Source organism: Paenibacillus sp. S28, from assembly GCF_016624415.1.
Lineage (GTDB): Bacteria > Bacillota > Bacilli > Paenibacillales > Paenibacillaceae > Paenibacillus_AQ > Paenibacillus_AQ favisporus.
Genome location: NZ_JACVTM010000002.1, coordinates 326,648 through 341,021 on the forward strand (window position 1 = coordinate 326,648; position 14,374 = coordinate 341,021).

Sequence of the window (14,374 nt, forward strand, 5' to 3'; positions counted from 1 at the left end):
GAGCATGGTAAAAAGAATAAAACTTCGCACACTGCTCCTAGGAGGATTCATCACCCTCCTTTTTGTTGTTCTGTTGATTCGGGTATTTGCACTACAGGTAGTCAATGGGGATGATTGGCACGACCGTGCCGTAGCCCAGTGGACGAAGAAGGTACCGATTCCGGCATCCCGCGGCACGATTACGGACCGCAACGGCGATATTCTGGCATCCGACGTTCCGGCCTATACCGTTATCGTCAATCCGGCCGTTATCCACGAGAACGGGCTGGAGAACGAAATCATCGAAGGGCTGCACAAGATTTTAGGCAAGGATGAAAGCGAGCTTAAGGAACTTGTAAACGCCAAAGACAAGGACGGGGAATACCTTACCAACCGGGAGGTCCGGAACGAAGGGTGGAAAATTGACGAAACGAAGAAAGCCCGGATCGTAGATCTCAACAAAGAGTTGAAGGCACAGCTTAAAAAAGAAAAAAAGGTGCTTGAAACCGGGCTGGATATGATCAAGGAGCAGAAACGCTATTATCCGAAGGGGACGCTTGCGGCTCATATTTTGGGTTACACGAACCGGGATGGTGAGGCTGTCGCCGGACTTGAGGCAAGTCTAGATGATTACCTCAAAGGCACCTCAGGACTCATGAAATACGAAAGCGACCGGCAAGGAGACCAGCTTCCCGAAGCGAATATGGTGTACAAGCCGGCTGTCAATGGTAAAAATTTAAAGCTGACGATCGACGACACGATCCAGTATTATATCGAAGACGCGATGAAAGAGACGTACGAAAAGTACCAACCGATCAGCATGACGGTCATTGCTGCCGATCCGAAGACGATGGATATACTCGGGATGGCCAACCTGCCGACATTCAACCCGAATACGTACTGGAACACGAAGGACCAGAAAGACTTCTTCAACTATGCCGTCAAAGCTACGTACGAGCCGGGTTCCACGTTCAAAATCGTAACGCTGGCAGGTGCAGTGCAGGAAAAGCTTTTTAATCCAAATGCGATCTACCAGTCCGGACAAATCCAGGTCAAAGGGACTCATACGTACCTTCATGATATCAATCGTTATGGTTGGGGACCAATCACGTTCCTTGAGGGCGTGAAGCGCTCCAGTAACGTCGCTTTCGTTAAGCTGGGATCGGAAATGCTCGGGAAAGACCGCCTGCTGAAATATATCAAGGATTTTGGCTTCGGTCAGAAGACTGGCATTGAACTGCCAGGCGAAGTCTCCACCACGATCAATCTTCCGGGTCCGGTCGAGGTGGCGACCGCGTCCTACGGACACGGCGTATCCGTGACGCCGATCCAGCAGCTGGCGGCGATCAGTGCGGTGGCGAACGGCGGAAAGCTGCTAACACCTCATATCATTAAAGAAATCACGGATCCGGATACCGGTAAGGTTATCAAATCCACCAAGACCGACGTCGTACGGCAGGTCATTTCCCCGGAAGCCGCTAAAGAAACGAGCAGCTACCTGGAACAGGTCGTCGCGGACCAGGTAAAAGGTACCGGGCGCAACGCCTACATCGACGGATACCGGGTGGCCGGTAAAACCGGAACCGCGGTCAAATACGGCTCCGACGGCAAACCGGATTACTCAAAGTCCGTCGTCTCCTTTGTCGGTTTTGCTCCGGTGAACGATCCGAAGATCGCCCTTATTGTCATTGTGGACCAGCCGAATGACCCCGATGTCGGCGGCGGCACGGTGGCGGCGCCGATCTTTAAGAAAATCGTGTCCCAAGCCTTGCCGTATATGGGCGTGCCGAAGGCGAACACCAAAAAAACGTCCGACGGCAAAACGACGGCAGAACGCTCACCGGCTCCGACGCTCACGAAGCTGGCCGTGAAGGACGCGAAACAGAAGCTGCTGAACGCAGGCATCGACTTCGAGACGATCGGCAAGGGCACCTCGGTCATCCGGCAGTTCCCGGCAGCGGGAACGCCGATGAGCCCGGGGCAGCGCATCTATCTGCTCACGGAGGAGACCGACAAGATGACCGTGCCGGATCTAAAAGGCGAATCGCTGCGTGATGCGCTGGATATTTTGACCTTGCTGAAATGCTCGGTTACCGTCGAAGGCCAAGGATACGTCAGCGAGCAGCTGGTCACGGACAAGAACGGCAAGCGTTCCGTCCAGCTGACGCTGAAGCCGGTCAAGGATGAAGAGACATCGCAGGATACTTCATCATCCTCCACGAAGGACGATTCCGGTTCGAAGGATACGTCGACCGGCGATTCGGCCGACGGTAAGTCCGGCGAAGAAGCCAGCGATAACTGATAAGCGGCAACAGCTTGTTCTATCCCCTGGTTGTCCCGAATATTCATGATATGAACAGTCATGAAGCTGTAGGGAAGCGGGGAGGGATAACAAATGAAGGTTTCAAACGTCACCATGAGGCGGAGGCTGCTGTGGAGCTTGCTGATCCTCTGCCTGTTGTTCGCCGCTCTGATCGTGAGGCTAGCCTATGTGCAGCTTGGAAAGAGCAGCGAATTATCCGCCAAGGCCGAGGAGAACTGGCGCCGGGAAATTCCGTCAACGGCCAAGCGGGGCGAGATTCAGGACCGCAATGGGACGCCCTTGGCTTATAATATAAGCACGCCGACGATCATGGCGATCCCTGTTCAGATCAAGGAGCCCGAGAAGACGGCGAAGACGCTGGCTCCTCTGCTGGGTATGAGCGAAGACAAAATTATGAAGTCTATTACCAAGAAATCAAGGATTGAACGACTGCAACCCGGTGGACGCAAAATTACGATGGAGCTTGCTCAGAAAATTCGTGATTTAGAGCTGCCGGGTATCGTCGTTGCTGAGGACAATAAGCGGTTTTATCCCTACGGCGACCTGGCCGGGCACATTCTGGGCTTTACGGGCATCGACAACCAGGGCTTGACCGGGATCGAGCAGAGATATGACACCAAGCTGCAGGGGATTAACGGCAGCGTCTCCTATTTGTCCGATGCAGGGGGCAGGCTCATGCCGGGATCTTCCGAGAAATACGAGGAGCCCAGAGACGGCCTTAACCTCCAGCTGACGATCGACAAATCGATTCAGTCGATTATGGAGAGGGAGCTGGACCAGGCCATGGTTCAGTATCAGGCCCGCGGTGCCTGGTCGATCGCGATGAACCCGAAAACCGGGGAGATTCTGGGGATGGCCAGCCGTCCGGGATTTGAGCCGGCGAATTATCAGGAATACCCATCCGAAGTGTACAACCGGAACCTGCCAATCTGGATGACGTACGAGCCCGGTTCGACCTTCAAGATCATTACGCTGGCGGCCGCCCTTCAGGAGAAGAAGGTGGACCTCAAGAATGAGCAGTTTTTCGATCCGGGATATATCAAGGTCGGAGGAGCTACCCTGAGATGCTGGAAGCGGGGCGGCCACGGCAGCGAAACGTTCCTGCAGGTCGTGGAAAACTCCTGTAACCCGGGTTTTGTCGTTCTGGGCCAGCGTTTGGGCAAAGATTCGCTGTTTAGCTATATCCGCAATTTCGGATTCGGCTCCAAAACGGGCATCGATCTGAACGGGGAAGAGAACGGCATCCTGTTCAAGCCGTCCCGGGTGGGCCCGGTGGAACTGGCCACAACGGCTTTCGGACAAGGGGTATCCGTGACGCCGATCCAGCAGGTGGCCGCCGTGTCGGCTGCCGTCAACGGGGGCAAGCTGTTTAAGCCTTACGTCGCCAAAGCCTGGATTAATCCGGAGACCGGTGAAACGGTGAGCGAAACGAAGCCGACGCTGGTCAGACAAGTTATATCGGAGGATACGTCCAAGCAGGTGCGCGAAGCGCTGGAGAGCGTAGTGGCCAAAGGGACGGGTAGACCCGCTTTCATCGACGGATACCGTGTCGGCGGCAAGACGGGTACCGCCCAGATCGTCGTCAACGGCCGCTACTCCTCTACGGAGCATATCGTTTCATTCATCGGCTTTGCACCGGCGGACGACCCGCAAATCGTTGTTTACACCGCGGTGGATAATCCGGCCGGCATTCAATTCGGCGGCGTGGTGGCGGCGCCGATCGTCCAGCACATTCTCGAGGATTCGCTGCATGTGCTGAAGGTGCCGGAGCGCAAGGATCAGCTGCCGAAAACTTATAAATACGGGGATACGCCGATCGACACCGTTCCTGACCTGGTGGGGGCGACGGTTGAAGATTTATATGAGGATCTGAACATGAATTTTACGCTGGCTAAGTCCGGTACCGGGAACACGGTCATCAGCCAGGCGCCCAAACCGGGCAGCCGCGTGGAGCGGGGCTCGACGATCCGGATTTATATGGGAACGGACGCGGACGTGAAGGATCAGAGCGATGCAGACGGAGCGCAGGATGATCCGGAAGCGCCTCAGGACGCAACCGGCACACAGCAGAATGATGCCTCAACCCATAATTGATTGCGGCGATATTCGAGACTAATAGAACTAGAGCGAGGGATCAAGAGATGAAACTAAATGAACTGGCATCAGCATTAACGACGGCACAAATTATCGGAGACGGCGACATTACGATTACGAACATCCAGGTGGATTCGCGTAAAGTGGCGCCGGGAGACCTGTTTATCTGCCTCCCGGGCCACACGGTCGACGGTCATGACTATGCCGGCCAGGCTGCGGAACAAGGGGCGGTGGCGCTCGTTGTCGAGCGGAAGCTGGACATCGACCTCCCGCAGATCGTGGTCAAGGACTGCCGGTTTGCCATGGCCGTTCTGGCCGATGCGTTTTTCGGGTCGCCGAGCTCCCACATGAAGATGATTGGCGTGACGGGAACCAACGGCAAGACGACCACAACCTATCTCATCGAAAAAATGATGAGCGACCAAGGGGTCAACACCGGTCTGATCGGCACGATCCAGATGCGCTACGGCGGACGGACCTTCCCGATGTCGGGCACGACGCCCGAAGCGCTGGAGCTTCAGCGTTCCCTGGATGACATGACGGCGAACGGCGTGGAGTGCTGTGTGATGGAGGTTTCCTCCCATGCGCTGGAGCAGGGACGGGTGAAGGGCACCGACTTCCGTACCGCCATTTTCACCAACCTGACGCAGGACCACCTCGATTATCATAAAACGATGGAGGAATACCGCGCGGCCAAAGGCTTGTTTTTCGCCCGCCTGGGCAACAAATTCGCCCATCAGCCGGAGCAGCGCAAGTTTGCCGTGCTGAATGCGGATGATGAAGCATCCTCCTACTTCGCCAAAATTACGGCAGCCGAAGTCATTACATACGGTGTTGAGAACAGCGCGGACGTCCGGGCAACCGGCGTCAAGGTGACGGCGCAGGGAACTTCCTTCCATGTGGACACCTTCCGGGGCAGCGCCGATATCCAGCTGAGAATGGTCGGTAAGTTCAACGTCTACAATGCGCTGGCCGCCATTACCGCCGGCTTGCTGGAAGGCATTGAACTGGACAATATCAAGCGCAGCCTGGAATCGGTACCGGGCGTGGACGGACGGGTCGAGTCGGTGGATACCGGACAGCCTTTTGCCGTTATCGTCGACTACGCGCACACGCCTGACGGTCTGGAGAACGTGCTGAAGACGGTTAACGAATTCGCCGAAGGCCGGGTCATCACCGTGTTTGGCTGCGGCGGAGACCGGGACCGGACCAAACGTCCGATCATGGGCAAAATCGCGGCCAAGTACAGCGACTTCATTTTTGTCACATCCGACAACCCGAGAACGGAAGATCCGGAGCTGATTCTGAAGGACATCGAACAGGGTCTGAAGGATGACAGTGTTCCGCAGGAGCGCTACGAGATGATCGTGGACCGGCGGACGGCTATACAAAAGGCTATTGAAATGGCAAGCCCTCAGGATGTAGTATTGATTGCGGGGAAAGGTCATGAGACCTATCAAACCATTGGTACGACGAATTATGACTTCGACGACCGTGAAGTTGCCAAGGAAGCGATAAGGGGATTGGATAAGTGATTACGACGACTTTAGGCCAAATGGCCGCCATGTGCGGAGGAACACTCTCGCAGGAACAACACCGGGAGCTGCCGATTCAAGGCGTGTTTACGGACTCCCGACAAATAAAGCAAAGAAGCCTGTTCGTCCCGCTCGTCGGGGAACGTTTTGACGGACACGCTTATGCCGAATCCGTACTGAAGGACGGAGCGGGCGCGACGCTGTGGCAGCGCGACCGGGGCGAGGCGCCGGCGGGAGCTGTCATTCTTGTCGATGACACGCTCGCGGCGCTGCAGACCCTGGCTGAGGCCTATTTGGCGGAAGTAGGCTGCCGCGTAGTCGGCATTACGGGCAGCAACGGCAAAACGACGACGAAGGATATGGTGTATACCCTTCTGTCTACGACCTATAAAGTTCATAAAACCGGGGGCAATTTCAATAATCATATTGGACTGCCCTTAACCATTTTAGAGATGCCGGCGGATACGGAAATCGCCGTATTGGAGATGGGAATGAGCGGCCGGCATGAGATCGAGCGTCTCTCCCAAATCGCCCGTCCTGATGTGGCGGTCATTACCAATATCGGGGAAGCGCATCTGCTTCAGCTCGGTTCAAGACATGAAATCGCCCGGGCCAAGGTGGAAATTATTAGCGGCATGAAGCCCGGCGGCCTGCTGATTTACCATGGCGACGAGCCGCTGATTCCTACGGTGCTCGGCGAAGCCGAAACGGTGAAACCCGAAGGGCTCCGGACCTTTACGTTCGGGTTGGATCAGAGCAACGACGATTACCCCACAGGGATGATGTTCCACAGCAAGGGGATTATTTTTACGTCACTGCTGCATCCGGAGGAGGGGCTGGATCTGCCGCTGCTTGGCCAGCATAACGTCATTAACTGCCTTGCAGCTCTCGCGGTGGCCCGCCATTTCGGTATTAGCGAGGAGAACATCCGCACGGGACTGACCGGACTGCATTTGACCGGGATGCGGATCGAGCAAATCGTAGCGCCGAGCGGGCTGACCATTCTGAACGACGCCTACAATGCCAGCCCAACCTCCATGAAGGCCGCGATCGACGCGCTTCATAGTCTCAAAGGTTATCATCACAAAGTAGCCGTGCTGGGGGACATGCTGGAGCTTGGGCCGCAGGAAAAGGAGTTCCATGCCGAGATCGGGCAGTACGCCGCGGCGGACCGGGTGGATGTGCTGTACACGTACGGAGCGTTGTCGGAGGAGACCGCTGAAGCGGCCCGGAAGATTCGTCCGGATCTGAGCGTATTTTCTTTTACGGATAAAGCTGAGCTGATCCCTCATCTCATCAAGCGCGTTCATGCCAAAGATGTGGTGCTCGTCAAGGCGTCGCGGGGTATGAAGCTCGAAGAAATTGTGGATGCTCTAGTTAAGGAAAACTTGCAGAAATAGCGCACAGAGGGGGTGAATCCATGGACTATCAACTATTGCTGTTAACGATCGGTGTATCTTTTATTCTCGCGGTGATTGCCGCTCCGCTGCTTATTCCGCTGCTCAGGCGTATGAAGTTCGGCCAGCAGGTCCGCGACGACGGGCCGCAGACCCATTTGAAGAAGGCGGGAACGCCGACAATGGGCGGAATCGTCATTATTTTGGCTTTTACGCTTGCTTTTCTGAAATTTTCCGTCATTAATACGGATTTTTACGTGCTGCTCGTAGCCACGCTTGGCTTCGGCCTGATCGGATTTCTTGATGATTATATTAAAATCGTGTTCAAGCGTTCGCTCGGACTGACGGCGAAACAGAAGCTTATCCTGCAGCTGCTCTTCGCGGCGATCATGTGTTACCTGCTCATCAAGAACGGCCACAGCACGGCGATCAGCGTGCCGGGAACGTCGTGGTCGTTTGACTGGAGCGGATGGTTCTATTATCCGTTCATCGTCATTATGATGATGGCTGTGACCAACGCGGTCAATTTCACGGACGGGGTCGACGGACTGCTGTCCGGCGTCAGCGCTATCGCTTTTGCCGCATTCGCCATCGTCGCCATGCAGGCGACCTCGCTGTCGGCCGCCGTTTGTGCTGCTGCCATGATCGGGGCGGTGCTCGGGTTTCTTGTATTTAACGCCCACCCGGCCAAAGTATTCATGGGGGATACAGGTTCGCTCGGCATTGGCGGAGCCATCGGCGGCATCGCCATCGTCACCAAAACCGAGCTGCTGTTTATCGTGATCGGCGGCGTGTTCGTCATCGAAATGCTGTCCGTCGTTCTTCAGGTCGCATCATTCAAGACCCGGGGCAAACGTATCTTTAAAATGAGTCCGATTCACCATCATTTCGAGCTGACCGGATGGTCCGAATGGCGGGTCGTCATGACCTTCTGGGCGGTAGGCATCGTGCTCGCGGGACTTGGACTTTACTTGAACAAGGGGTTGTAGAAGATGAAGCATCCAGATTCGTACAGGGGTAAAGAGATCGTAGTGCTCGGGCTTGCCCGAAGCGGCGTGCAGGTCGCCAAAGTACTGCACCAGGCCGGAGCGATTGTTACTGTGAATGATCGAAAGGAAAAGGATCAATGTCCCGAAGCCGGGGAACTGGAGCCCTTGGGAATCACCGTCATTTGCGGTGGTCATCCCGAGGGGCTGGTTCATCCCGGTATTTCTCTGCTCGTCAAAAATCCGGGGATTCCGTACACAGCTCCGCCGGTGCAGGAAGCGCTGAAACTTGGGATCGAAGTGGTGACCGAGGTGGAGGTCGCCTATCACATCTGCGAGGCGCCGATTATCGGGATCACCGGCTCCAACGGCAAAACGACCACCACGACGTGGGTGGGCAACATGCTGGAAGCGGCCGGTATGCGTCCGATCGTCGCCGGCAACATCGGCACACCGCTGTGTGAAGCGGCGCAGCATGCCGATGCGGGCAACTGGATGGTGACCGAGCTCAGCAGCTTTCAGCTGAAAGGAACGACGGATTTCCGTCCGCGTATCGGCTGCCTGCTGAATCTGACGGAAACCCATCTTGATTATCATGGCAGCATGGAAGACTATGCTTCTTCCAAAGCGAAAATGTTCGCCAATCAGACAGAGGATGATACCGCGGTCCTCAATTGGGATGATTCTTACTGCCGCAGCCTGGTACCTTATATAAAGGCCAAGCTGCTTCCGTTCTCGGTGACGGAAGAACTGCAAGTCGGCGTGTATGTGAGCCCGCCTTATATTCCGGACACGGAAGACGACCTAGAGCGCAGCATCGTATACCGCGATTCGGACGGGCGGTCCCAGGTAATCATCCCCGTGAAGGAAATCGGTATTCCCGGGCGGTTTAACGTCGCAAATGCCGCAGCGGCCTGCGCGATCGCGATCGCAGCCGGCGCCGCACCAGACCGGTTGGCCGAACCTCTGGCTTCGTTCCACGGGGTGGAGCACCGCTTGGAGTATGTCAGAGACGTCGGCGGTGCTGCCTATTACAACAATTCCAAAGCGACGAACGCCAAAGCGACAGGCATGGCGCTCGCCTCGTTCCATCAGCCGGTCGTGCTGATTGCCGGCGGTCTGGACCGCGGCTCGGATTACATGGAGCTGATGCCGCTGCTGAGCGAGCACGTCAAGGCGGTTGTGGTGCTCGGCGAAACGGCGGATAAAATCGCGAAAGTTGCCGAAATGGCCGGATTAAAGCATATCCGCAAGGCCGATACTGGTGAGGACGCCGCCGCTGTGCTGCGTTCCGCGGTACAAGAGGCCGCAGCTCTCGCCGAAGCCGGGGACGTCGTTTTGCTCTCGCCGGCCTGCGCGAGCTGGGACATGTTTACCTCATATGAGGAGCGCGGACGCATTTTTAAAGAGGCGGTGCATAATCTTTAAGTAGGGGGGTGGATAAGCCCCTACTTCCTGGCAAAAGGTGGCCTCCTCATGAACAAGACACGACCGGCGCCGGATCTGTGGCTCCTTCTTTGTATTTTGGGCCTGCTGACGATCGGCATGATCATGGTATACAGTGCAGGCTCCGTACTGGGCTTTCACGATTACGGCGACTCATTCTATTTCGTCAAGCGACAGATGCTGTTTGCCGGACTCGGACTGGTCGCGATGTTTTTTACCGCAAATTTGGACTACCATGTATGGAAAAAATACGCCAAGGCGGGACTGATCATCTGCTTCGGGCTGCTCGTCATCGTCCTGATTCCGGGCATCGGCGTTGTGCGCGGGGGTGCACGGAGCTGGCTCGGGATCAGCTCCTTCGGCATTCAGCCCTCCGAATTTATGAAGCTCGGGATGATTCTGTTCCTGTCCAAGTGGCTGAGCAGCGAGAACTTCAACATTACGGCGTTTGGCAAAGGCCTGCTCCCGCCTCTCGGTCTGATTGGACTGGCCTTCGGGCTGATCATGATGCAGCCGGATTTGGGAACCGGTACGGTGATGCTTGGCGCATCGATGATGATCGTTTTTACGGCAGGGGCCAAGCTGAGCCATCTGGGCTTTCTCGGACTCGGCGGGGTAGCCGGCTTTGCGGGGCTGATCATTGCCGCGCCCTACCGGCTGAAGCGTATTACCGCTTTTCTTGACCCATGGTCGGATCCGCTCGGAGCCGGTTACCAGATCATCCAGTCGCTGTATGCGATCGGCCCCGGCGGACTCGGGGGGCTCGGACTCGGGATGAGCCGGCAGAAATACAGCTACGTGCCGGAGCCCCAGACTGACTTTATTTTCTCCATCCTGGCGGAGGAGCTCGGATTTATCGGTGGTCTGATCGTGCTGCTGCTGTTCCTCGTGCTAGTATGGCGGGGTATGCGGGTGGCCATGACGATCCCCGACCGGTTCGGAAGCCTGCTGGCCGTCGGCATTATCGGCATGGTTGCCGTCCAGGTCGTCATTAACATCGGCGTGGTCATCGGCATGATGCCGGTCACCGGAATTACGCTCCCACTGATCAGTTACGGAGGCTCATCGTTAACTCTGATGCTGACCGCGCTCGGCATTTTACTTAATCTATCACGTTATGCGAGGTGAATACATTGCGCGTCGTATTATCCGGCGGCGGCACGGGAGGACATATTTACCCGGCCGTCGCTGTCGCGAGACAATGTGAGGCGGAAGATCCTGATTCCGAATTTTTATATATTGGCGGTACCCGGGGGCTGGAGAGCAAGCTCGTCCCCCAAGAAAATCTCCCTTTCGAAGCCATCGACATTACGGGGTTTCGCCGTAAGCTATCGATGGACAATGTGAAAACGGTTATGCGTTTTCTAAAGGGAGTCCAAACATCCAAGAAGCTGCTGAAGGAATTTAAGCCGGACGTTGTCATCGGCACCGGCGGCTATGTCTGCGGTCCCGTGGTGTACGCGGCTGCGAAGCTCGGCATTCCGAGCATCATTCATGAACAGAACGCCATCCCCGGGCTGACGAATCAGTTTCTGAGCCGGTACGTCAGCACGGTCGCCGTAAGTTTTGAAGGTTCCGAAGGCGCCTTTCCCAAAGCCAAACGGGTGATTTACACCGGGAATCCGCGGGCGACGACGGTTCAGACGGCGAACCGGGAAAGAGGTTTTGCCACACTGGGCATTCCGATGAACAGCTCCGTCGTTCTGATTGTGGGCGGCAGCAGAGGTGCCAAGGCGATTAACGACGCCATGATCGAAATGGCGCCGCGGCTTGAGAAGCTGAAGCATATCCATTTCGTTTATGTGACCGGAGAAACTTATTTTGACCAAACGCGTGAGGATATCAGGAGCCGGCTTGGAAGCCTTCCTAATCATCTTCACGTTTTGCCGTATATTCATAACATGCCGGAAGTGCTTGCGGCGACATCCCTGATCGTCAACCGTGCGGGGGCTTCATTCCTGGCGGAGATCACATCGCTCGGGATTCCATCCGTTCTCATTCCTTCCCCGAATGTGACCAACAACCATCAGGTGGCCAACGCAAGAGAGCTGGAGAAAGCCGGCGCGGCCAAAGTCATCCTGGAGAAAGAACTGACGGGCAAGCGGCTCTATGAGTCCATTGAAGATATCATGATGAATTACAATCTGCAGCAGGAAATGTCCGCAAGCTCCCGGAGCTTGGGCAAACCGGATTCGGCCAAGGTGATCGTTGAAGAAATGCGCCGCTTGTCGCGGGGCCGCTGAAAGCCGTGGGCGATTGTCACACACGCGGTATGTACTACATAAGATACTCTATAATCGTGACAATCACCCATGGAATACCGGCACGGTTCTACGATCGGCCGCAGTATACCGGTCCATACCGCTTCTTTCCCGCTTAACGATAAAGGAGGATGCTTTGCGATGCAGCAGTGGAAGTCCCTACTGTCCGAAGCACATGTCGGAACGATTCGCTGGAATGAACCTCTGGAGAGCTATACCACCTGGAAAATCGGCGGTCCTGCCGACGCGCTTGTCATCCCGGGCAGCGTGGAGCAGCTGGTAAGCCTGATTTCCCTGCTGCATGCGAATCAAATCCCCTGGCTGCAGATCGGCCGCGGCTCCAACCTGCTCGTTGCCGACAAAGGCTTTCGCGGCGTCGTGCTTAAACTGGGCGGGGAGCTCGATCATGCCCATTTTCAGGGAAACCGGGTTGCCGCCGGAGGAGGCTTCTCCCTCGTAAAGCTTAGTGTCCTGGCCGGAAAAGAAGGTTTAACAGGCCTCGAGTTTGCGGGAGGGATACCCGGAAGCGCAGGCGGTGCCGTGTATATGAACGCCGGAGCCCACGGGTCTGATGTGTCACGCATATTCAAGTCCGCTGAGATTGTACTGGATACAGGAGAATTGGTGACTTACACTGCAGAAGAGATGGCCTTTGCCTATCGTCACTCCATCCTTCATGAGCGCAAAGGGATCGTGGCAAGAGCCGTGTTTGAGCTGCGGCCTGGAGACCGCAAACAAATTGCGGAAGCGATGGCCCGCTTCAAAGAATATCGGCGCTGCACCCAACCGCTGCAGATGGCCTGCGCGGGGAGCGTGTTCCGCAATCCTCCAGGCGATCATGCCGCCAGGCTGGTGGAGCATGCCGGTTTAAAGGGCAAACGGATCGGAGGGGCAGAAGTGTCCATGCAGCACGCCAATTTCATTGTAAACACCGGTCAAGCGACAGCAGAGGACGTGCTCACATTAATGCATCACATTCAGGAGACGATTCAAACTGAATACGGCATTGAACTGATGCCGGAAGTGTATGCGGTTGGTGAGCGGTAAACTCGGAGGTGATACATTGGACAAATTGGTGATTGAGGGTGGCAAAGCCCTATCAGGAACCATACGTATCCATGGAGCAAAAAATGCCGCATTGCCGATTTTGGCAGCAAGCTTGCTGGCCGCAGGCGAAGTTCGGCTGAATAATGTCCCCCGGCTGCTGGACATTGATGTGATGCTGGGCATTCTCGAAAGGATCGGCTGCAAGACGCTGCATGAGCAGGAGACGGTCACCGTGGATACATCGTCCGCCAATTCGTTTCATGTGCCGGAAGACTTAATGGGGCAAATGCGTTCCTCCATATTTCTGATGGGTCCCCTTCTGGCCAGGTTCGGCGAGGTTGCCGTTTATCAGCCGGGCGGATGTGCGATTGGCGAACGGAAAATCGACCTTCATCTGCGGGGGCTTCAGGAGCTTGGTGCGGAAATCGAGGAGAGAGATCAGCAAATTATTTGCAGGGCGCGCAAATTAACCGGTGCCGACATCCATTTGGATTTTCCCAGCGTAGGGGCTACCGAAAACATTATGATGGCGGCGGCCACCGCCAGCGGAACGACGACGATTTCGAACGCCGCGCGCGAACCGGAAATCCAGGACTTGGCCAACTTCTTGAACAGGATGGGAGCCAGCATTATCGGCGCGGGTACCGATACGATCACGATCCAAGGGGTTCAGGAGCTGACCCCATGCACTTATGAAATTATTCCTGACCGGATCGTAGCCGGAACCGTCATGATTGCCGCGGCGGCGACGCGGGGGAACGTCACTTTGACGAACTGCAATCCCGCGCACTTGTCTTCGCTTATCCACGTGCTGAAGCGCGCTGGTGTTCAAATCAGTATTCTCAATGATATAATGAGCGTAAGCTGCATGAGCCGCCCCAAAGCGGTGGAACGGATCGTAACATCACCGTATCCGTCGTTTCCCACCGACTTGCAGTCCCAGGTCATGGTGCTGCTGTCGTTAGCCGACGGTTTCAGCGTCATGAAGGAGACGGTATTTGAAGGCCGGTTCAAGCATGTCGACGAGCTGACCCGTATGGGCGCGGATATTACAATCGACCTGAACAGCGCTTTTATCCGCGGGGTGCAGCGCCTATACGGAGCCACGGTTGAAGCCACGGACTTGCGGGCCGGCGCGGCGCTGGTCATTGCCGGTCTGGCTGCACAGGGCAAAACGGTTGTGGAGCAGGTTCATCATATCGACCGTGGTTATGATCATATCGAAATGCTGTTCCAAAAACTCGGAGCGGATATACATCGGTTTACGCCTGTACCCAAGCCGCTTGATTTAGCTAATTAACGCCAC

10 protein-coding genes are annotated in these 14,374 nt (G+C 55.9%); all 10 read left to right on the forward strand.

Features of this window, described 5'->3' with window-relative positions:
* Positions 1–4: 4 nt before the first annotated feature.
* Positions 5–2,281, forward strand: a complete 2,277-nt coding sequence (locus IAE55_RS05860; RefSeq protein WP_200631378.1) for a penicillin-binding transpeptidase domain-containing protein — start codon at positions 5–7, stop codon at positions 2,279–2,281.
* Between the two features lie 93 nt (positions 2,282–2,374).
* Positions 2,375–4,396 carry a stage V sporulation protein D gene (locus IAE55_RS05865; protein WP_200631379.1) on the forward strand — a complete coding sequence of 674 codons (2,022 nt, stop codon included), beginning with the start codon at positions 2,375–2,377 and terminating at the stop codon, positions 4,394–4,396.
* A gap of 47 nt (positions 4,397–4,443) precedes the next feature.
* Positions 4,444–5,931, forward strand: coding sequence for a UDP-N-acetylmuramoyl-L-alanyl-D-glutamate--2,6-diaminopimelate ligase (locus tag IAE55_RS05870; protein ID WP_200631380.1), 1,488 nt, complete (start codon positions 4,444–4,446; stop codon positions 5,929–5,931).
* On the forward strand, positions 5,931–7,331 hold the full coding sequence (locus IAE55_RS05875) for a UDP-N-acetylmuramoyl-tripeptide--D-alanyl-D-alanine ligase (protein ID WP_325168615.1): 1,401 nt from the start codon (positions 5,931–5,933) through the stop codon (positions 7,329–7,331). Before IAE55_RS05870 ends, IAE55_RS05875 begins: the two co-directional genes overlap by 1 nt.
* A 20-nt stretch (positions 7,332–7,351) precedes the next feature.
* The gene (gene mraY / locus IAE55_RS05880) at positions 7,352–8,317 is read left to right on the forward strand and encodes a phospho-N-acetylmuramoyl-pentapeptide-transferase (RefSeq protein WP_145023621.1); all 966 of its coding nucleotides are present in this window, start codon (positions 7,352–7,354) and stop codon (positions 8,315–8,317) included.
* A gap of 3 nt (positions 8,318–8,320) precedes the next feature.
* Positions 8,321–9,742 carry a UDP-N-acetylmuramoyl-L-alanine--D-glutamate ligase gene (gene murD / locus IAE55_RS05885; RefSeq protein ID WP_116229539.1) on the forward strand — a complete coding sequence of 474 codons (1,422 nt, stop codon included), beginning with the start codon at positions 8,321–8,323 and terminating at the stop codon, positions 9,740–9,742.
* 48 nt (positions 9,743–9,790) lie between these two features.
* Positions 9,791–10,888 carry a stage V sporulation protein E gene (gene spoVE, locus IAE55_RS05890; RefSeq protein WP_089548187.1) on the forward strand — a complete coding sequence of 366 codons (1,098 nt, stop codon included), beginning with the start codon at positions 9,791–9,793 and terminating at the stop codon, positions 10,886–10,888.
* A gap of 5 nt (positions 10,889–10,893) precedes the next feature.
* Complete coding sequence (gene murG / locus IAE55_RS05895) at positions 10,894–12,003, forward strand: undecaprenyldiphospho-muramoylpentapeptide beta-N-acetylglucosaminyltransferase (protein WP_200631381.1); 1,110 nt, start codon at positions 10,894–10,896, stop codon at positions 12,001–12,003.
* A 159-nt stretch (positions 12,004–12,162) separates the two neighbouring features.
* Positions 12,163–13,068, forward strand: coding sequence for a UDP-N-acetylmuramate dehydrogenase (murB, locus tag IAE55_RS05900; protein WP_200631382.1), 906 nt, complete (start codon positions 12,163–12,165; stop codon positions 13,066–13,068).
* A gap of 16 nt (positions 13,069–13,084) precedes the next feature.
* A complete protein-coding gene (gene murA, locus IAE55_RS05905; protein ID WP_105444532.1) occupies positions 13,085–14,368 on the forward strand; it encodes a UDP-N-acetylglucosamine 1-carboxyvinyltransferase in 1,284 nt (427 codons plus the stop codon).
* Positions 14,369–14,374 lie beyond the last annotated feature (6 nt).